This window comes from Thioclava sp. SK-1, assembly GCF_001705665.1.
In the GTDB taxonomy this organism is placed as follows: Bacteria; Pseudomonadota; Alphaproteobacteria; order Rhodobacterales; family Rhodobacteraceae; genus Thioclava.
Genome location: NZ_MDHA01000021.1, coordinates 19426 through 39073, shown reverse-complemented (window position 1 = coordinate 39073; position 19648 = coordinate 19426). Strand labels below are relative to the sequence as shown.

Here is a 19648-nt window from a genome sequence, read left to right as displayed (position 1 = left end):
GTAACTCCTTAGCGATAGGTGACTTTTTTGACCGCATCGACGACTTCTGCCGTTGTGGTCAAAGCCAGTTTTTCAAGGTTGGCGGCGTAAGGCATCGGCACATCTTTACCGGTGCAATTGATGACCGGCGCGTCCAGATAGTCAAACGCGCGTTCCATGATCACAGCCGACAAATGGTTGCCGATGGAGGCGACCGGGAAGCCTTCTTCGACAGTGACGCAGCGGTTGGTTTTCATCACCGAAGCCAGAACCGTATCATAATCCAACGGACGCAGAGTCCGCAGGTCGATTACCTCTGCCGAGATGCCCTCTTCTGCCAACTTTTCAGCGGCTTCCAGTGCATAGGTCATGCCAATACCGAAGGAGACGATGGTAACATCCGTCCCTTCGCGCCAAATTTTCGCCTTGCCAAATGGCACGGTGAAATCATCCATGTCAGGCACATCGAACGTCTTGCCGTATAGGATTTCATTTTCCAGGAAAATGACCGGGTTTGGATCGCGGATCGCCGATTTCAACAAGCCTTTTGCATCGGCTGCGGAATAGGGAATTGCCACTTTCAGGCCGGGGATTTGCGCATACCAAGCTGAGTAATCTTGGCTGTGCTGTGCACCCACGCGCGCGGCCGCACCATTGGGGCCACGGAACACCATCGGAGCCCCCATCTGGCCGCCCGACATATACAATGTTTTCGCAGCCGAATTGATGATGTGGTCAATTGCCTGCATTGCAAAGTTGAATGTCATGAATTCAACAATCGGACGCAACCCGCCAAAGGCCGCACCAACCGCGATACCGGCAAAGCCATGTTCGGTGATCGGCGTGTCAACGACGCGCTTGTCGCCGAATTCATCCAGCAGACCTTGCGAGATTTTGTAGGCGCCTTGATATTGCGCAACTTCTTCGCCCATCAGATAGACGTTTTCGTCGCCGCGCATTTCTTCGGCCATCGCGTCACGTAACGCTTCGCGAACGGTCTGTTGCTTCATTGGTGTGCCTTCAGGCCAGTCCGGGTCCAGATTGGCCTGTGGGGCGGGGGTGTCATCTTCTGATTTGGCCGCTGCGGGAACGGATGCGGGCGCATCGTCTTGGGGTGCTGCAGGGGCTTCGGATTTTGCCGAGCTGTCGACGTCATCCATCGATTCGCCTTCTTCCAGAAGGATCGCGATGCAATCATTGACCTTCACGCCGGCAGTGCCTTCGGGGATCAAAATTTTGCCGATGACGCCTTCGTCAACGGCTTCGAATTCCATCGTGGCTTTGTCGGTTTCGATCTCGGCGATGATATCGCCAGAAGAGACCGATTCGCCTTCTTTCTTCAGCCATTTCGCAAGCGTGCCTTCCTCCATCGTAGGAGACAGTGCGGGCATCAGGATTTCAGTTGCCATTTATTTGTCCCCCTCAGGCGTTTTGCGGCGCCGCTTCGGCATAGATGTCGGTCCAAAGCTCTTCGAGCGCGGGCTCGGGGCTTTCTTTGGCAAATTCAGCAGACTCGTTGACGATGCCTTTGATCTCTTTATCAAGTGCCTTCAGGTCGTCTTCGCTTGCATGTTCCCCGGTCAGCAACAGCTGGCGGACATGTTCAATCGCATCGCGTTCTTCGCGCATTTTCTGCACTTCATCGCGTGACCGGTATTTCGCCGGATCGGACATGGAGTGACCGCGGTAGCGGTAGGTTTTGACCTCAAGAATATAGGGGCCATTGCCGGCGCGGCAATGCGCAACAGCTTTTTCGCCCGCTTCCTTAACCGCCAGAACATCCATTCCGTCGACCTCTTCGCCGGCGATGCCATAGGCTGCGCCGCGCTGCCACAGGGACGGGGATTTGGTGGAACGCTGAACCGATGTGCCCATCGCGTATTGGTTGTTTTCAATGACAAAAACCACCGGAAGATCCCATAGCTGCGCCATGTTATAGGTCTCATAGACCTGACCCTGGTTGGCCGCACCATCGCCGAAATACGCGAAAGTTACATTGTCATTGCCTTTGTATTTATCCGCAAAGGCGAGCCCTGCGCCAATTGGAACCTGCGCGCCAACAATGCCGTGGCCGCCGTAGAAATGCTTCTCTTTTGAGAACATATGCATCGAGCCGCCCTTACCTTTGGAGTAGCCGCCTTCGCGACCGGTAAGTTCCGCCATCACGCCTTTGGCGTCCATGCCACAGGCCAGCATATGGCCGTGGTCGCGATATGAGGTGACGCGCTTGTCGCCCTCTTTGGCTGCGGCTTCAAGGCCAACAACAACCGCTTCTTGCCCGATATACAGGTGGCAGAAACCACCGATCAGGCCCATGCCGTATAATTGTCCTGCTTTTTCTTCAAAGCGGCGGATCAGCAACATGTCACGGTAGTAGCTGAGAAGATCGTCCTTCGAGACATTCGCGCCCGGCTTGGCCGCGTTGCCCGAAGCTTTGCGAGTCGCCATTGGCTTCCTCCCTCTGCACGGATAGTTCAACGTTAAACCATTTCTACGATAAAGCCTTCACAATGACAATGACCCCCGTGCGGAGTTGTCTTTTTCAATAAATAAAAGGTGGTTGGTGCGAAGATAATTTTCGCTATCGCATTGCAAATGCGCATAAAAAACCCGCCGGCAAGGGCGGGTTATGACATATTGTGGTGCCGTTTTTTGGTTTGGCTTAGCGGATGACAACCTCATCGGCGCGGACCAGGCCAAGAATGTCGCGCGCTTGTTGATCCAGTAGGTCCAGGTCAAGATAGCGGTCGGACAGACGATGGGTCAGGTTCGCCATCTGTTTGACTTCGGCGCGTAGGGCGTCGCGTTCGGTTTCCAGCTCGGAGATTTCCGCCTGAATTTGGACGCTGCGGAAAATCCCGTAAGATCCCTGCACGGCTGCAAAGGTGAAATAGGCGCCCAACACAAAGGCGATCGCGAAGAAAATAAGCGGGCCAAACGCCCGGCTTTTATGTTGCATGTGCCTGTCCACTGCTTGGCCCCTGTGCGGGGCGCGACTGCTTTTGATGTGCCTCTGATGGGCGGTGATAGCCTGAAGGATCGGGCTTCACATTCTGTTCACCATAATGCAATGGGCGGCGCGATGTGGCTAGTGGAACAAAGCGTGATCGCCACTTGTGGGGCGCAACAAAATCGGGCCACAAGGGGCATCGAACCCCTTGTGGCCCGTTCGGTGGCGTGACGCCACCTTCGGTCCGGATGATCCGCGCGGCGCCTTAAGCGGCGACCGTTTCGCTGGCGGTGGATGCGGCATGGATATTGGTGATGGCTGCGGCGAGTGCTGCATCGAATTCTGCATCCGATTGCTGTGCCGACATGCCTTCGGTTAATGCGCGCGAGAAGGAGGCAATCATGCCCTCGTTCTTGGCCAAAATCACATTTGCTTCGTCGCGCGAATAGCCGCCCGACAGCGCCACAAGTTGCAACACCCGTGGGTGATCGATCAGCGGCTTATAGAAATTTGGCACGCTGGGCAGAGACAGTTTCAACATCACCTGCTGATCGCTGGGCAATTGATCCAGATGTTTCAACAGCTCATCGCGCAAAATCGCCTCTGCCTCGGCCTTATCAGAGATCGAGATCGTTACCTCTGGCTCTAGGATTGGCATCAGCCCATGCGCGGTGACCGTCGCGCCCAGTTCAAACTGCTGCGCCACAATAGCGGCGATACCAGCGTGATTGGCCGCATGGATGACCGAGCGTTCTTTGGTGCCATAGATGCCTGCTGCCTTAGCGCGATCCAACAATGCACCCAAACCCGGGATCGGTTTGAGCATCTGCACACCGTTCGACTCGTCTTCCAGACCTTTGTCGATCTTCAAGAAGGGCACGACGCCTGCACTTTCCCACAGATAGGTCGCGGTGGGCGTACCATCGATATCGCGATCCATTGTCTGTTCAAACAAGATCGCACCAATGACTTTGCCATTGGAAAATGCTGGTGATTTAATGATCCGTGCGCGCATCTGATGGATCAGGTCATACATTTCCACATCATTGGAATATGCGTCTTCTTCAATACCATACAAGCGCAATGCTTTTGGCGTTGAGCCTCCGGACTGATCCAACGCGGCGATGAAACCATCCCCTTTTGCGATCTGTGCGGTCTGCTGTGCGGTTGCCATTATAGGACTCCCCCCAAATTTGGAGCTACGTTATTGGGCCATTAATATAGAGCTAATGCGACAATCCTTTGATGCCAATGCTGATGGCGCTAACGCTATGCAAATAAAAACGGCGACCCATGGGCCGCCGCTGTTTTTGATCATGATTCGGGCGATCAGCTTTGCAAAGCTGCGACACCGGGCAGGGTTTTGCCCTCCATCCACTCCAAGAAGGCGCCCCCGGCGGTAGAGATATAGGTGAATCGCTGTGCTGCGCCCGATTTGTTCAGCGCGGCAACCGTGTCGCCGCCCCCCGCCACAGAGGTCAAGCTGCCTGCTTCGGTCAATTCGGCCGCTTTGGCAGCGGCTGCATTCGTGGCCATATCAAAAGGCGTGATTTCAAACGCGCCCAAAGGGCCGTTCCAAATCAATGTGCGCGACGCTGTGAATACTCTGGCGATTTCTTCAACGGTCTTGGGACCGGCATCCAGAATCATCGCATCAGCGGGGCAGGCATCGGCGGACACGGTTTCATTTTCTGCATTGGCTTTAAATTCGCGTGCGACGACAACATCGACAGGCAGGTGAATGGCGCAACCAGTGGACTTGGCTTTCTCCAAAATCTCGCGGGCAGTGTCGGCCATATCGCGCTCTGCCAGTGAGCTGCCCACTTCGATCCCCTGTGCGACCAGGAATGTATTGGCCATACCGCCGCCGATGATCAGATGATCGACTTTTTCAATCAAATTCGACAATAGATCCAGCTTGGTCGATACTTTGGCCCCGCCCACAACGGCGGCAAGCGGGCGCACGGGCTCGCCCAATGCGGCCTCCAGCGCCTTCAGCTCGGCAGCCATCAACCGGCCTGCGGCAGAGGGCAAGACCTGCGCCAAGCCCTCGGTTGAGCTATGCGCGCGATGAGCCGCCGAAAACGCATCATTGACATAGACCGACCCCAGCGCGCCCATTGAAGCGGCAAGCTCGGCGTCATTTTTTTCTTCGCCAGCATGAAAACGCGTGTTTTCCAGCAGCAAAACTTCACCATCGGGCAGGGCGGCTACTGCTTTTTTGGCAACGGTGCCGATGCAATCTTCAGCAAAATGCACGTTGACCCCAAGTGCGTGCGACAAAGCTGGGACCAGCGGCGCAAGGCTTAGATCGGCCAAGACCTGCCCTTTGGGGCGACCAAAATGCGCCAGCAAAACCGGCTTGCCACCCTTGGCCAAAATATCTTTCACCGTAGGCACGATTTTTTCAATCCGGGTGGGGTCGGTGACGCGGCCATTTTCAACGGGAACGTTAATGTCCACACGCGTCAGCACGACCTTGCCCGCCAGATCCAAATCATCAAGCGTTTTCCAAGCCATGTCAGTCTCCAATCATGAAACACGGGGCGCGGCTGTCCCCGGTGCAGTTGCGGCTAACTTGCATCCCCCGTCACGAATGGTCAACGGTGCGCGATGTCATCACACAGACCTAATCGCCCCTTTCATCGGGCGGCGCGTTGTGTAAGTTGCACGGCGAACAAATTTCCTTGGAGGACGCCATGGCCGAAATCAAAGATCCCGAAAACACCATCATTATTGAGCTGAAAGACGGGCCAGTCATCATCGAATTGCTGCCCGATATTGCGCCGCTGCACAGCGAACGTATGAAAAAACTGGCCCGTGATGGAGCCTATGATAACGTCGCGTTTCATCGTGTGATCGACGGTTTCATGGCGCAGACCGGCGATGTTGCCCATGCGAATATGGAAAAAGACTATAATCCGGGCCGCGCAGGCACCGGTGGATCAGAATATGACGATGTCCCGGCCGAATTCTCGCGGATCCCACATGATCGTGGTACGCTGGGCGCCGCACGGTCGTCCAACCCCAATTCGGCCAATTCGCAGTTCTTTATCAATTTCGGTGACAACCATTTCCTGAACGGCCAATACACCGTTTATGGCCGCGTCATTGAAGGCATGGAACATGTTGACGCGATTACCCGTGGTGAGCCGCCGAAATCGCCCGACCGTATGATCTCGGTTAAGGTTGCAGCCGATGCGTAATTTGGTGCGTCGGTCCCTTCTGGCCGGGGTGATGGCCTGTGCTGCAGCCGGTGCATGGGCCCAGGGGGCCGGCACCGCAGATACCGATGGTCCGAACCTGACATTGGAAGTCGCAGGATCGACCAGCGGTGAAATCGTGATTGACCTGCTGCCCGATGTTGCCCCGCAGCATGTGGAGCGTATCGTCAAGCTTGCCAAAGAAGGCGCGTATGATGACGTGGTCTTCCACCGTGTGATTGACGGCTTCATGGCCCAGACGGGCGATGTGCAATTTGGCAAGAAAGATGGCGCGCAAACCGCCATGGCAGGAATGGGCGGATCAGAATATCCGGACCTACCGGCAGAGTTTTCCAACCGAAGCTTCACCCGTGGTATCGTGGGCATGGCGCGGTCGCAAAACCCGAATTCGGCCAATTCGCAATTCTTCATCATGTTTGCAGATGCGCCGCATCTGGATGGGCAATATACCGTTGTCGGCCATGTTGTCGCCGGCATGGATGTTGTCGACGCGTTGAAAAAAGGCGACAGTCGCAAAAACGGCCTGGTCACTGATCCCGATTATATCGCCAGCGCGACGGTTGCAGAATAATCCAATCGCCATAAACAGTTGGTGTAAAGCGGGGCCGTCTGGCCCCGTTTTTTTATGCATGCCTACCGCGCGCCCCGCATAGGCAAGTTGTGGCGCATGAAAATAGTGGCGTATGAAAAAAAGGGGGCCAACTGGCCCCCCTTCCTAAGTATATGCGGCTGACTTATGCGCCGCGCGATGCGCGTTTACGCTCATGCGGGTCCAGATGCGTTTTGCGCAAACGGACCGCTTTCGGTGTGACCTCTACCAGCTCATCATCATCAATATAGGCGATGGCTTCTTCCAGGCTCATCCGAACCGGAGGCGTCAGGCGAACCGCTTCATCTGTTCCAGACGCACGAACGTTGGTCAGCTTTTTGCCCTTCAGCGGGTTCACTTCCAGATCGTTGTCGCGCGAATGCTCGCCAATGATCATGCCGGTGTAAACCGCTTCTTGCGCGCCAATGAACATTTTGCCGCGATCTTCCAAGTTCCACAATGCATAGGAGACCGAAATCCCGTTATCCATGGAGATCAGAACACCCTGACGGCGTCCTTCAATCGCACCCTTATACGGTGCCCAGCTGTGGAACAGACGGTTCAAAACGCCCGAGCCACGTGTATCGGTCAGGAACTCGCCCTGATAGCCGATCATGCCGCGCGACGGCACATGAGCCACGATGCGGGTTTTGCCACCTTCGGCGGGGCGCATCTCGACCAGGTCGCCTTTGCGGTGGCCTGTCAGCTTCTCGATCACGGTGCCGGAATATTCATCATCAACGTCGATAATGACTTCTTCGATCGGCTCTTCGCGCTGACCATCCACGTCACGGAAAATCACCTTGGGACGCGAAATCGACAGTTCGAACCCTTCACGGCGCATGTTTTCGATCAACACGCCCATCTGCAATTCACCACGACCCGATACGACGAAGGCTTCGCCGCCCGGCGTGTCTTCGATCTTGATCGCAACGTTGGTTTCGGCCTCTTTCATCAGGCGGTCACGAATGACGCGCGACTGAACCTTAGAGCCGTCTTTGCCTGCAAGTGGGCTGTCGTTGATGCCAAATGTGACCGAGATCGTCGGCGGGTCAATTGGCTGTGCGGGCAGGGCAGTATCGACATCCAGCGCACATAGCGTATCGGCCACGGTCACTTTGGTCATACCGGCCACGGACACGATGTCGCCTGCGATGGCTTCGTCAATCGGCTGCTGGCTCAGGCCGCGGAAGGCCAGAATTTTGGTGCAGCGGAACTGCTCGACCTTATCGCCATCGCGCGACAGACCTTTCAGCGCATCACCGACCTTCAACTTGCCGGATTCGATACGGCCCGTCAGGATACGGCCAATGAACGGATCCGCGCCCAATGTGGTGGCCAGCATCGAGAAGGGCTCGTCTTGTTTTTCAAGCTGCTTTGGTGGCTCAACGTGTTTGACGATCAGTTCAAACAACGCGTCGAGGTTTTCACGTGGCCCGTCCAATTCGGTGTCAGCCCAGCCGCCAATACCCGAGGCATAGACATGCGGGAAATCAAGCTGCTCTTCGCTGGCGCCAAGGTTGGCAAACAGGTCGAACACTTCGTCGAGCGCGCGGTCAGGCTCGGCTGCCGGTTTGTCGACCTTGTTCAAAACCACGATCGGCTTCAGGCCAAGTGCCAACGCCTTTTGGGTAACGAATTTCGTCTGCGGCATCGGGCCTTCGGCGGCATCCACCAACAGGCACACGCCATCAACCATCGACAAGATACGCTCTACCTCGCCACCGAAATCGGCGTGACCGGGGGTATCAACGATATTGATGCGGGTGGTGCCCCATTCGACGCTCGTCGCTTTTGCAAGGATGGTAATCCCGCGTTCGCGTTCGATGTCGTTGCTGTCCATCGCGCGTTCCGCGACGGCCTGGTTTTCCCGGAAAGCACCGGATTGTTTCAGAAGCTGATCAACGAGCGTGGTCTTGCCGTGGTCAACGTGGGCGATGATCGCGATATTGCGAAGGTCCATGGAACTTGCCTGCGTAAGGGAGGTTGCCCTGCGCATAAGGCAAAAAAGCCGGACTGGAAAGCCCTGTGGCAGTTAATCGCCCTGAAAGAGCAGGTTAATGCGTGGCAGATTTTGAGAACAGGTTGATCACGACGATCCCACCGATGATCAGCGCCAGTCCGATCATGCCTGCCAGATCCAGCTTTTGCCCGAAGAAAAGGCGCCCGGTGATCGCGGTCAACACGATGCCAATTCCCGACCACAGCGCATAGGTGATCCCCAGCGGCAACACGCGCAAAACCAATGTTAGCAAATACAGTGCGGTTCCCAGACCCAGCACCACCCCCAGCGACGGCCAAAGCCGCGTGAACTGTTGGCTGGCTTGTAACGAGGTGGTCGCAAGCGTTTCAAACAGCACCGCAACCAGAAGGATGACATAGGTTTTCATCTGCGCGACCCTGCACGATCAGGTCACGACATACCAGTCACGCCGATGATTGAACGCGATCACGAAATTGAGAACAACCGCCCCTAACAAGGACCACAGCACCCGATCGGCCGGCAAGATTGCGAAGGCTACGGCAAACAGGCACAAATCATGGATTGATTGCGTCCAACCCGCTTTGAAGCCGAATTTATCTTGTAATATCACCGCAACAATCGACACGCCGCCCAAACTGCCCGAATGGCGAAACAGGCCCAAAAGCCCCACGCCGGTGCTGATCCCGAACAGGGCTGCGGCGACCCCGGGATGCACCTGTGCGATATGCAAAACCGGCTTTAGCGCCTCAGCCATGACCGACACGGTGGTGACAGATGCCATGGATTTCAGACAAAACCGCAAGCCGCGTGCACGATAGGCAAAACCATAGAACGGTAGGTTGATCACAAAAAACACGAGGCTGAAATTCCAACCCATCGCATAGGTGATGATCAGTGCCATCCCCGCAGTGCCACCTGTCACCAGACCCGCGGCTCGCAGTAAATGAATGCCAAGCGCGGATTGCGCGCAGGCAATCAAGATCCCCTGAATATCTTCAAACAGGGTGTAGTGTTTTTCTTGCGGACGGCGCGCAGGACGGCGCGCCTCAAGGCGTTTGCGGCGGCCAGCTGGCGGCGGGCGTTGTATTTTGGCGAGTGTAGAAGCGTCAGAAGGCATGACCTAAATATGCGCTAGAATCAGCCTGCTGCCAAATCACGATTATGCAGGGCAGGGTTGCAAAAAGGGATCTGCTGAAATCCACGCCACCTTGCACGAATGCGCCGCGATTCAGGTCGCGATATAGCGATCTTTGCGGTGATTCCATGTGATCACCAAATTGACGACCAAAGCACCAAGCGCTGACCATGCCACCAGATGCCAATCACGCATCGACAACGCGATGGCAAAAACACAGGCGTCAAAGATCATCTGTGTCCACCCGGCTTTGAATCCGGTTTTATCTTGCAGATAAAGCGCGACAATGCCCACGCCGCCCAGACTGGACCCATGCCGAAACAGCGCAAGCAATGCCGATCCGGTAATTCCCCCAAACAGCACCGCGCCCGCCAGCGGATGCAGCTGCGAAAACCCGACATAATTGGGCAAGACGGCGGTCGTCACCGACAAGATCGTGACCGCTGTAAGGGATTTGGCCACGAACATCGGGCCGATCCGCTTCCAGCCCAGATAGTAGAATGGCAGGTTGATCACGAAGAACACTGCGCCAAAGCTCCAACCCGTGGCATATGAGATCAAGATCGCCGCACCTGCGGTTTGACCGGTTACAAAACCTAGGCTTTGCAAGATCAGCACGCCAAAACCGGCCATAAACCCACCGTATAAAATACCTTGGGCATCATCGGTCAGGCTGTGGCGGGTGTGGGCGATTTCGGGCGTGGGCGCGGTGGTCTGTGTCATGGGGGAGACATTACGAACCATTCGGTCAATGGCAAGTGGCTGACACCGAAACCATCCGTTTTTCGCGTGCTATTTGAAAAACTGATCACGCAGAGAATGCGGCCGGGCGCGGGGCCCGACCGATCCGTTCTTATCCGGCCAATGCGGTATCCAAATTGGACGCGATTTTTTCAAGGAAACCAATCGTGGTCAGCCATTTCTGGTCCGGTCCGACCAGCAGCGCCAAATCCTTCGTCATGAAGCCGGCTTCCACCGTATCCACAACGGTTTTTTCCAGCGTCTGTGCAAAGCGCATCAGCTGATCATTGCCATCCAGCTTGGCACGGTGCTTCAGCCCGCCCGTCCATGCATAAATTGAGGCGATAGAGTTGGTCGATGTGGCCTCGCCTTTCTGGTGCTGACGGAAATGGCGGGTGACAGTGCCATGGGCCGCCTCTGCCTCAACAATTTTCCCATCAGGCGTCATCAATTGTGAGGTCATTAACCCCAAAGAGCCAAAGCCCTGCGCGACTGTATCCGACTGCACATCACCATCGTAATTCTTGCACGCCCAGACGAATTTACCCGACCATTTCATCGCGCTGGCCACCATATCGTCGATCAAACGGTGTTCATACCAAATATTGGCGGCTTTGAATTGGTCTTCAAATTCAGCGGCATAGACTTCGGCAAAGATGTCTTTGAACCGCCCATCATAGGCTTTCAGGATCGTGTTCTTGGTGGACAGATATACCGGCCAACCCAGATTAAGCCCGTAATTGAACGATGCGCGGGCGAAATCATAGATCGATTCATCAAGGTTATACATCGCCTGATACACGCCTGCAGATGGCGCATCGTAGACAACACGTTCAATCACGGTGCCATCGTCGCCCACGAATTTCATCGTTAGCTGGCCTTTGCCGGGGAAGGTGAAGTCGGTGGCTTTGTATTGATCGCCAAAGGCGTGACGGCCCACAACAATCGGGTCAGTCCAGCCGGGCACCAGACGCGGCACATTGCGGCAGATGATCGGCTGGCGGAACACCACACCGCCCAAAATGTTGCGGATCGTCCCATTGGGTGATTTCCACATCTTTTTCAGGCCAAATTCTTCAACGCGCGCCTCATCTGGGGTGATCGTGGCGCATTTCACACCAACGCCGACGTCTTTGATTTTATGTGCGGCGTCTATGGTAATCTGATCTTCGGTCCGGTCGCGCTCTTCGATGCCCAGATCGTAATACAGCAAGTCGATGTCAAGATAGGGTTCGATCAGCTTTTTCTTGATGAAGTCCCAGATGATCCGCGTCATCTCATCGCCGTCAATATCGACAATTGGGTTTTCGACTTTGATCTTCGACATGTGGGCCCTTTCCACGTGGCTAATGGTGAGTCGGCTGTCTTTGCTGTAACGGAGAAATATGAAGACTTCTATACGCCGGTATGCAATTGCATACCGGATCGGCGCAAATTTGCGTGTTCTGCCTATAGCAAAAACTTAAATACGGTTGCGTGCCGAAAACCACGGCAGGATGCGGGCTTTCACAGCATCCCATAAACCCGGCAGCCCCAAGGCGACCTTTGCGCCGACCCGGCTTTCTACCTGATCATAGCAGACATCATAGTCGATCCATGATCCGCCGCCCGCCTGTAGGTTCAACACAACCGGCTGCGCCCGATCAAGGGATTTTGCGTATATGGCGGTCGCGGTCTGCGCCGCTTCGAATTCTTGCCATAGCGCCGTAAATTCTTGCGCCATGTCGTTGGGAAGTAATCCGAAAATCCGCATCGCAGCCGCTTGTTCTTGTGCTGCGATCTCGGCAGAGCCATGCGCCGTACCATTGGCGGAATGAATTGGCACATCACCTACGTCAATTTCCACAATGTCATGTACCAGCAGCATCTTGACTGCGCGTAGCGTATCCACACCTGGCGCCGCCTGATCTGCCAGCACCAATGCCCACAACGCCAATGACCAACTATGTTCGGCCGAATTTTCGGGTCGGCTGGCATCATGAATGGGCGTTGCGCGCGTGACAGATTTCAGCTTCTCAACCTCTGCCAGAAACGCCAGTTGCTGATCTAATCGCGTGGTCATTGCCATTCACCCATCTGTATAGAAAATCACCGGCGGGCTTGCGCGCGCCGGTGAGGGGTATTTTAACCTGCGTCAGGTTTCAGCGCCTGCGCCTGTAAGGCTTTAAGCTTTTTTTCAAAGAACGCGCGGCCGCGTTGTTCGGACAGGTGCACACGACAGGCGGTCAAAAACGCCTCTTCCAGGGCGGGTGAGGAGGTGCCGATGAAATTCGCCACCTCAACATACAGTCGATCTGCCTCCGGGCCGAGCTCCTTTTGCGCCTGCATCACATCAGCCGCCAATTTCTCGGCCATCTGATCGACAAGTGCCATTACCGGGTGCCTTCGGTCAGGCGCCGTTTGACATAAGAACGCACGGTGTCGATCATTGGCGTCATGTGCTTTTCATCATCCTTAAAGAAGTGATCGGCACCTTCGATCTCTTCATGGGTGACTGTAATGCCTTTTTGTTCGCGCAGCTTGCTGACCAGCGTATGCGTGTCTTTGGGCGGGGCAACGCGATCATTGGTGCCGTTGATGATCAAACCCGATGAGGGGCATGGCGCCAAAAAGCTGAAATCATACATATTTGCCGGCGGTGCGACCGAGATAAAGCCGGTAATTTCGGGCCGGCGCATCAAAAGCTGCATACCAATCCATGCGCCAAAGCTGAAACCCGCAACCCAGCAATGTTTGGAATTGGGGTTTTGCGCTTGCAGATAATCCAGTGCCGATGCGGCGTCGGACAATTCACCCACGCCTTGGTCATATTCACCTTGCGACCGGCCTACGCCGCGAAAGTTGAACCGCAAAACGGTGAAACCCATTTTGTGGAACGTATAATGCAGGTTATACACCACGCGATTGTTCATCGTGCCGCCGAATTGGGGATCGGGGTGCAAAACAATTGCAATTGGCGCATCGGGTGCGGGCTGCGGATGATAACGGCCTTCAAGGCGACCTTCGGGACCGGGGAAAATGACTTCGGGCATCTTGTCTCGTTTGCTACGTGTCTAACGGGCCCCGTGAGCGGTGTGATCGAAACCTTGACGGTTTTGTCATCGCCCCCTAGGGAAAAACCAAAAATCCGGCTATGACACCGGGACTGGGATAGAACGGAGTTAAGGGGCCAAAGGCGCGGCGTCAATGCCAAGCAGTGATTGAGCCCATTTAACATAGGTATTTGCAGCGTTTTTTCCGGCTTTGGAAGCAGCGCGCACAGGAGGAACGAATGAAACTATCGACCAAAGGCCGTTATGCGATGGTTGCGCTGGTGCGTTTGGCACTGGCGGGCGAAGGCTCTCGAACCTCATTAGGGCAGCTATCGAAGGCAGAAGATATTTCGCTGCCCTATCTGGAACAGTTGTTTGTGCGGCTACGGCGCGCGGGGTTGGTGACATCGGTGCGCGGGCCTGGTGGTGGCTACCAACTGGCGCGCCCACCGGCCGAAATTCGGGTGAATGAGATTTTTGAAGCGGTGGATGAAAAGGTCTCTGCAATGACGGCGGGCGGCGGCGCGTCGGGGGGTGTGTCGGGTTCGCGGGCGCAATCACTATCCAACCGGTTGTGGGAAAGCCTGTCGGCGCAGGTCTTTGTGTTCTTACATCAGACGACATTGGAAGATGTGGTGAAAAACGGCCTGAAGCCCTGTCCGGCGGTGCCATCGTTGTTTTCGGTGGTGGATGAGTGAGCATCGACATGATGGCCCTGTGGTGGCATCATGAAAAATGATACATACACATAAGAAATTCTGACTACAATTTGGCAGGGCTATGCATTGCCCTTTGTGCGCTCCTTGTTTAGATCAATTCCAAATCGGGGTGAAAGAGTCGGGAATGGCGCTTTGATCCTTATGGAATATGAACCACCGCGACGGGCTAAGGTCCGCAGGGGCGGATGAGGGACGTATGGGTATGGCGCGGCACTATCTGGATTGGAATGCGACAACGCCGCTGCGGCCAGAGGCCCGGGAGGCGATGATTGCGGCGATGGATGTGCAGGGAAACCCCTCATCCGTTCATGCCGAAGGGCGCGCGGCGAAATCTGTTATCGAGACGGCGCGGGCGCAAATCGCGGCAGCCATCGGGGCAGAGGGCCAAGATATCGTCTTTACATCCGGTGCGACCGAGGCCGCAGCCTTGGCATTGGAGGGGCGTGATATTGCCTGCGCCGCAGTGGAACATGATGCGGTTTCGGCATGGTGTCGGGCTGATTTACCAGTGGATTGTTACGGCCGTGTGACAGTGGATGATCCGGCCAACACCGCGCTGCAACTGGCCAACCCCGAAACCGGGGTGATCCAGGCCCTGCCAGAAGGGTTGTGGGTGTCGGATCTGACTCAGGCCTTTGGCAAAATCCCCTTCGCGTTCAACTGGCTCAATGTGACATGTGGCATTGTCTCGGCGCATAAGCTGGGTGGACCGAAAGGAATCGGTGCGCTTGTCCTGCGCCGTGGGACAGAGATCGCCGCGCGGCTGAAGGGCGGCGGACAAGAGATGGGCCGCCGTGCCGGAACCGAGAATTTGGTCGGAATTGCCGGTTTTGGCGCCGCTGCGCAGGCCGCCGCACGAGATCTTGACCAAGGAATTTGGTCAGAAATCGCTGAATTTAGAAATATTCTAAAGAAGGCACTGGAACAGAGCGGCGAAGCGCTTTACTTTCCGGGGTGGGATAGACCGGACGGGCAATCAGGCGATGCGCCAGCAATACTGCCCAATACATTGTCGGTCGTCAGCCCCGGCTGGAAAGGCGAGACACAGGTGATGCGGATGGACCTTGCGGGATATGCCGTGTCTGCCGGATCGGCCTGTTCTTCGGGCAAGGTCAAATCATCGGGCGTTTTGCGTGCGATGGGATGGTCAGATGAAGACGCAGGCTGCGCGATGCGGATTTCGCTGGGGCCGGGGGTGACACAAGACGCGATAGACCGGTTCGCTGACACATGGCTGGCGGCACGCGCAAAGGCGCGCGCCCGGAGCTGACAGATATCATAGGGCGGCTTTGCCACTGGCAGCCGGTCTGAATTGGAATTTACCGGGGCAGAACAAAGCCTGCCCGCGACGAGAGGATATGCACGTGGCAACAGATCTGGAAGTGCGCGAAGGCGTTGACCGCGAGACGGTCGAAACCGTCGCAAATATGGGGTCCTACAAATATGGTTGGAACACCGATATTGAAATGGAATACGCGCCCAAGGGCGTGAATGAAGACATCGTCAAGCTGATCTCGAGCAAAAATGAAGAACCTGAATGGATGACCGAATGGCGTCTTCAGGCGTTTCAGCGCTGGGAAGGTATGGAAAAACCCGATTGGGCCTTGTTGAAGGTTCCGGCGATTGATTTTCAAGATCAGTATTACTACGCCCGCCCTAAGTCGATGGAAGTAAAGCCAAAATCGCTTGATGAGGTCGATCCCAAACTCTTGGCCACCTATGAAAAACTGGGCATTCCGCTGAAAGAGCAGATGATCCTGGCCGGGGTTGAAGGTGCGGAAGATTATGATCCGTCCCAACGCCAGGTGGCCGTGGATGCGGTGTTCGATTCCGTTTCGGTGGGGACCACATTCAAAGACAAACTGGCCGAAGCCGGTGTTATCTTTTGCTCGATCTCTGAAGCGATCAAAGAGCACCCAGAATTGGTGAAGAAATATCTGGGCACAGTGGTGCCGCAGTCGGATAATTTCTATGCCACTTTGAACTCTGCCGTGTTCTCGGATGGGTCATTTGTCTATGTGCCGCCCGGCGTGCGCTGCCCGATGGAATTGTCGACCTATTTCCGGATCAACGCGGAAAACACCGGGCAGTTTGAACGCACATTGATCATCGCGGACAAGGGCAGCTATGTGTCCTATCTGGAAGGTTGCACCGCACCCAAGCGTGACACAGCGCAGCTGCATGCCGCCGTGGTCGAGATCATTATCGAAGAAGATGCCGAGGTGAAATATTCCACCGTTCAGAACTGGTTCCCCGGTGATGAAGACGGCAAGGGCGGTATTTACAATTTTGTGACCAAACGGGCGGATTGTCGTGGTGATCGGGCCAAAGTTATGTGGACGCAGGTGGAAACAGGCTCTGCGATCACCTGGAAATATCCGTCGTGCATCTTGCGCGGCGAAGAAAGCCAGGGTGAGTTCTACTCGATCGCGATCGCCAATAATTATCAACAGGCCGACACTGGCACGAAGATGGTGCATTTGGGCAAGAACACCAAATCGCGGATCGTGTCGAAAGGGATTTCGGCAGGCAAGGCGCAAAACACCTATCGTGGTTTGGTGTCAATGCACCCCAAAGCCAAGAACAGCCGCAACTACACCCAATGCGATAGCTTGTTGATCGGATCTGAATGTGGCGCCCATACGGTGCCGTATATTGAGGTCAAGAACAACTCCAGCCGGGTGGAACATGAGGCGACGACATCGAAGGTCGATGACGATCAGCTGTTCTACTGCCGCGCGCGGGGCATGGATGAAGAAGAGGCCGTCGCGCTGGTGGTCAATGGCTTCTGCAAAGAGGTTCTTCAGGCCCTGCCAATGGAATTTGCGATGGAAGCACAATCGCTTGTTGCGATCTCGCTTGAAGGTTCAGTTGGCTAAAACAGCCTGACACAGGAGGATTCCATGATCGTATCCACGACCAATACGCTGCAAGGCCACACGATTACGGGCTACCACGGTATCGTTACGGGCGAGGCGATCATGGGCGCCAATGTGGTGCGCGATTTCTTCGCGCAGATCACCGATATCGTCGGCGGCCGCTCTGGCAGTTATGAAAAAAAGCTGACTGATGCGCGTGAAACCGCGCTGAAGGAAATGGAACAACGCGCCCAGTTGATGGGTGCCAATGCAATCGTAGGCGTCGATCTGGATTACCAGGTTGTGGCCGATTCAATGCTGATGGTTTCGGCGTCCGGCACGGCCGTCACCATCGACTGATAGGAAAAGAAAAAATGCTTGAGATCAAAAACCTGCATGTGAAACTTGAAGAAGAGGACAAAGCGATCCTCAAGGGTTTGAACCTGACGGTTGAGACCGGAAAGGTCCATGCGATCATGGGTCCAAATGGCTCGGGGAAATCCACACTGTCCTATGTGCTGTCTGGCCGTGACGGCTATGAGGTCACCGAGGGTTCGGCGGAATTGGCAGGCGAAGAGCTGCTGGAGCTGCAACCGGAAGAGCGTGCGGCCGCAGGTCTGTTCCTGGCGTTCCAATATCCTGTGGAAATCCCCGGCGTAGGCAACATGACGTTCTTGCGCACTGCGGTGAATGCCAAGCGCAAGGCCAATGGCCAGCCAGAGCTGAGCGCGGGTGAATTCCTGAAACTGGTGCGCGAAAAAGCCAAGGCGCTGAAAATCGACGCCGAGATGTTGAAGCGTCCGGTCAATGTCGGTTTCTCCGGCGGTGAAAAAAAGCGTAACGAAATCCTGCAGATGGCAATGTTAGAGCCCAAGATGTGCATCTTGGACGAAACTGATTCTGGTTTAGATGTCGACGCGATGAAACTGGTAGCCGAAGGCGTGAATGCGCTGCGTGACGAAGGCCGTTCGTTCCTTGTCATTACCCATTACCAGCGCCTGTTGGACCATATCAAACCCGATGTTGTGCATATTCTGGCCGATGGCCGGATCATCAAAACCGGTGGTCCAGAGCTGGCGCAAGAGATTGAAAACAATGGCTATGCCGATATCTTGGCAGAGCATGGCATCAGCGAGGTCATGGCGTAATGGCAGTCTTGCAGCAAAAACGCGATGCAGCGGCGGCGCGTCTGGATGCGCTGACCGTTGCGACAGGTGACTTCACCGCGGCGGCGCGCAGCGATGCTTTGGCACGGGTTCAGGCGCAGGGCCTGCCAGCGCGACGTGATGAATATTGGCGCTGGACCAATCCGGCAGCCTTGAATGCTGTGGCGCCCAGCCCGGCGGCAGGATCGGATGCGGGCGATGAATTCGCAGCATTTGATCGGATCAAACTGGTGTTTGTGGATGGCGTCTTTGATGCCGCAGCTTCGGATGATCTGTCGCAGGCAGGGATTGAACTGCTGAGCGCGGCAGGCAATGCCGATATCCATTGGGCCGGCGCGATTTACGGCACATTGGAAAAGGCGGGGCAGACCCCGGTTGACCGCCCCTTTGCCGCGCTGAACACCGCCACCGCGACCGAGGGCGTTTTGATCCGCGTTACCGGCAAGGCGCCCAAACCTGTGCATCTGCAATATATCCATTCCTCGGATCACTCTGACCCGATCTTGCATCACATCGTGAAGTTGGAAGAAGGTGCGGAGTTGACACTGCTGGAAAGCGGCACGCCGGGCGCACGGTTCAATGTGGTGACAGAGGTTTGCCTGTCGAAAGACGCCAAATTCAACCATATCCGGGTGCAAGGTGCAGAACAGGACCGTCAGGCACTGACCCATATCTTTACGCGTGTTGCAGAAGGTGCGGCGTTCAAATCCTTCACCATGACGATGAATGGCGTGTTGACCCGTAATGAATGCGTGATCGACATCATCGGGGATGACGCGGTGGCGCATGTTGCCGGCGCGGCTTTGGGTGACGGTAAAACCGAGCCGTTCCACCATGATGACACGGTTTTCATCACCCATGGGGCGCTGCGCGGCGAAAGCCGCCAGGTGTTCAAGAAAGTGTTGAAAAACGGCGCAAATGGCATTTTCCAAGGCAAGATCCTTGTGAAAGAAGGCGCGCAGAAAACCGACGGCTATCAGATCAGCCAGTCGCTTTTGCTTGATGATGACAGCCAGTTTTTGGCCAAGCCAGAGCTTGAAATCTACGCCGATGATGTTGTGTGTTCGCATGGCTCTACCACCGGCTCGATTGACCAGACGGCGATGTTCTATCTGCGCTCGCGCGGGGTTCCGGTGGAAGATGCAACGGCGATGCTGGTGTTGTCTTTCATGGCGGATGCCGTTGACGAAATCGAAGACGAGGCCCTGCGGGACGACATTTTGTCGCGCCTTGAGGCGTGGCTCTCGCGTCATCGGTCGTAACGGATAGGC

21 protein-coding genes are annotated in these 19648 nt (G+C 55.6%); 8 read left to right on the top strand and 13 right to left on the bottom strand.

Going from position 1 to position 19648, the window contains the following annotated elements:
• Positions 1 to 8: 8 nt before the first annotated feature.
• The 5 genes from BFP70_RS01045 to pgk all read right to left on the bottom strand — a co-directional run bounded on the left by BFP70_RS01045 (position 9) and on the right by pgk (position 5449).
• Positions 9 to 1388 (bottom strand): pyruvate dehydrogenase complex E1 component subunit beta, encoded by a 1380-nt coding sequence (locus BFP70_RS01045; protein WP_066009286.1) that lies wholly within the window; start codon positions 1386 to 1388, stop codon positions 9 to 11.
• Positions 1389 to 1401: 13 nt separating this feature from the next.
• Positions 1402 to 2427, bottom strand: coding sequence for a pyruvate dehydrogenase (acetyl-transferring) E1 component subunit alpha (gene pdhA, locus BFP70_RS01040; RefSeq protein WP_066009284.1), 1026 nt, complete (start codon positions 2425 to 2427; stop codon positions 1402 to 1404).
• A 214-nt stretch (positions 2428 to 2641) separates the two neighbouring features.
• Positions 2642 to 2938 carry a septum formation initiator family protein gene (locus tag BFP70_RS01035; RefSeq protein ID WP_066009281.1) on the bottom strand — a complete coding sequence of 99 codons (297 nt, stop codon included), beginning with the start codon at positions 2936 to 2938 and terminating at the stop codon, positions 2642 to 2644.
• A 256-nt stretch (positions 2939 to 3194) separates the two neighbouring features.
• Complete coding sequence (locus BFP70_RS01030; RefSeq protein WP_066009279.1) at positions 3195 to 4103, bottom strand: fructose bisphosphate aldolase; 909 nt, start codon at positions 4101 to 4103, stop codon at positions 3195 to 3197.
• 155 nt (positions 4104 to 4258) lie between these two features.
• A complete protein-coding gene (gene pgk, locus BFP70_RS01025) occupies positions 4259 to 5449 on the bottom strand; it encodes a phosphoglycerate kinase (RefSeq protein WP_066009278.1) in 1191 nt (396 codons plus the stop codon).
• A 179-nt stretch (positions 5450 to 5628) separates the two neighbouring features.
• Between pgk and BFP70_RS01020 the strand changes: the two genes are divergently transcribed.
• Both BFP70_RS01020 and BFP70_RS01015 read left to right on the top strand, forming a co-directional pair.
• Positions 5629 to 6135, top strand: coding sequence for a peptidylprolyl isomerase (locus tag BFP70_RS01020; RefSeq protein ID WP_066009276.1), 507 nt, complete (start codon positions 5629 to 5631; stop codon positions 6133 to 6135).
• Positions 6128 to 6724 (top strand): peptidylprolyl isomerase, encoded by a 597-nt coding sequence (locus tag BFP70_RS01015; RefSeq protein ID WP_066009274.1) that lies wholly within the window; start codon positions 6128 to 6130, stop codon positions 6722 to 6724. The genes BFP70_RS01020 and BFP70_RS01015 overlap by 8 nt, the downstream gene beginning before the upstream one ends.
• A 163-nt stretch (positions 6725 to 6887) precedes the next feature.
• Here BFP70_RS01015 and typA read toward each other — a convergent pair whose 3' ends face one another.
• The 8 genes from typA to BFP70_RS00975 all read right to left on the bottom strand — a co-directional run bounded on the left by typA (position 6888) and on the right by BFP70_RS00975 (position 13634).
• Positions 6888 to 8705, bottom strand: a complete 1818-nt coding sequence (gene typA, locus BFP70_RS01010; RefSeq protein ID WP_066009272.1) for a translational GTPase TypA — start codon at positions 8703 to 8705, stop codon at positions 6888 to 6890.
• A gap of 94 nt (positions 8706 to 8799) precedes the next feature.
• Complete coding sequence (locus tag BFP70_RS01005) at positions 8800 to 9132, bottom strand: multidrug efflux SMR transporter (RefSeq protein WP_066009267.1); 333 nt, start codon at positions 9130 to 9132, stop codon at positions 8800 to 8802.
• A gap of 18 nt (positions 9133 to 9150) precedes the next feature.
• Positions 9151 to 9843 carry a YitT family protein gene (locus BFP70_RS01000; RefSeq protein ID WP_083217280.1) on the bottom strand — a complete coding sequence of 231 codons (693 nt, stop codon included), beginning with the start codon at positions 9841 to 9843 and terminating at the stop codon, positions 9151 to 9153.
• 111 nt (positions 9844 to 9954) lie between these two features.
• Positions 9955 to 10584, bottom strand: a complete 630-nt coding sequence (locus BFP70_RS00995; RefSeq protein WP_083217279.1) for a YitT family protein — start codon at positions 10582 to 10584, stop codon at positions 9955 to 9957.
• Positions 10585 to 10714: 130 nt separating this feature from the next.
• Positions 10715 to 11929 carry an NADP-dependent isocitrate dehydrogenase gene (locus tag BFP70_RS00990; RefSeq protein WP_066009263.1) on the bottom strand — a complete coding sequence of 405 codons (1215 nt, stop codon included), beginning with the start codon at positions 11927 to 11929 and terminating at the stop codon, positions 10715 to 10717.
• A gap of 135 nt (positions 11930 to 12064) precedes the next feature.
• Positions 12065 to 12664 (bottom strand): HD family hydrolase, encoded by a 600-nt coding sequence (locus BFP70_RS00985; RefSeq protein ID WP_066009653.1) that lies wholly within the window; start codon positions 12662 to 12664, stop codon positions 12065 to 12067.
• A gap of 62 nt (positions 12665 to 12726) precedes the next feature.
• Positions 12727 to 12975, bottom strand: a complete 249-nt coding sequence (locus BFP70_RS00980) for a hypothetical protein (protein ID WP_066009262.1) — start codon at positions 12973 to 12975, stop codon at positions 12727 to 12729.
• Positions 12975 to 13634, bottom strand: a complete 660-nt coding sequence (locus BFP70_RS00975; protein WP_066009261.1) for an alpha/beta hydrolase — start codon at positions 13632 to 13634, stop codon at positions 12975 to 12977. Before BFP70_RS00975 ends, BFP70_RS00980 begins: the two co-directional genes overlap by 1 nt.
• Before the next feature lie 239 nt (positions 13635 to 13873).
• Here BFP70_RS00975 and BFP70_RS00970 point away from each other — a divergent pair, with 239 nt between their 5' ends.
• The 6 genes from BFP70_RS00970 to BFP70_RS00945 all read left to right on the top strand — a co-directional run bounded on the left by BFP70_RS00970 (position 13874) and on the right by BFP70_RS00945 (position 19639).
• On the top strand, positions 13874 to 14332 hold the full coding sequence (locus BFP70_RS00970) for an Rrf2 family transcriptional regulator (RefSeq protein ID WP_066009259.1): 459 nt from the start codon (positions 13874 to 13876) through the stop codon (positions 14330 to 14332).
• A gap of 217 nt (positions 14333 to 14549) precedes the next feature.
• A complete protein-coding gene (locus BFP70_RS00965) occupies positions 14550 to 15623 on the top strand; it encodes a cysteine desulfurase family protein (RefSeq protein ID WP_176715471.1) in 1074 nt (357 codons plus the stop codon).
• A 94-nt stretch (positions 15624 to 15717) separates the two neighbouring features.
• Complete coding sequence (gene sufB / locus BFP70_RS00960; RefSeq protein WP_255356550.1) at positions 15718 to 17232, top strand: Fe-S cluster assembly protein SufB; 1515 nt, start codon at positions 15718 to 15720, stop codon at positions 17230 to 17232.
• A gap of 24 nt (positions 17233 to 17256) precedes the next feature.
• On the top strand, positions 17257 to 17571 hold the full coding sequence (locus BFP70_RS00955; RefSeq protein WP_066009255.1) for a YbjQ family protein: 315 nt from the start codon (positions 17257 to 17259) through the stop codon (positions 17569 to 17571).
• A 14-nt stretch (positions 17572 to 17585) separates the two neighbouring features.
• Positions 17586 to 18359 (top strand): Fe-S cluster assembly ATPase SufC, encoded by a 774-nt coding sequence (gene sufC, locus BFP70_RS00950; RefSeq protein WP_066009253.1) that lies wholly within the window; start codon positions 17586 to 17588, stop codon positions 18357 to 18359.
• Positions 18359 to 19639, top strand: coding sequence for a SufD family Fe-S cluster assembly protein (locus BFP70_RS00945; RefSeq protein ID WP_066009249.1), 1281 nt, complete (start codon positions 18359 to 18361; stop codon positions 19637 to 19639). Before sufC ends, BFP70_RS00945 begins: the two co-directional genes overlap by 1 nt.
• Positions 19640 to 19648: the final 9 nt, after the last annotated feature.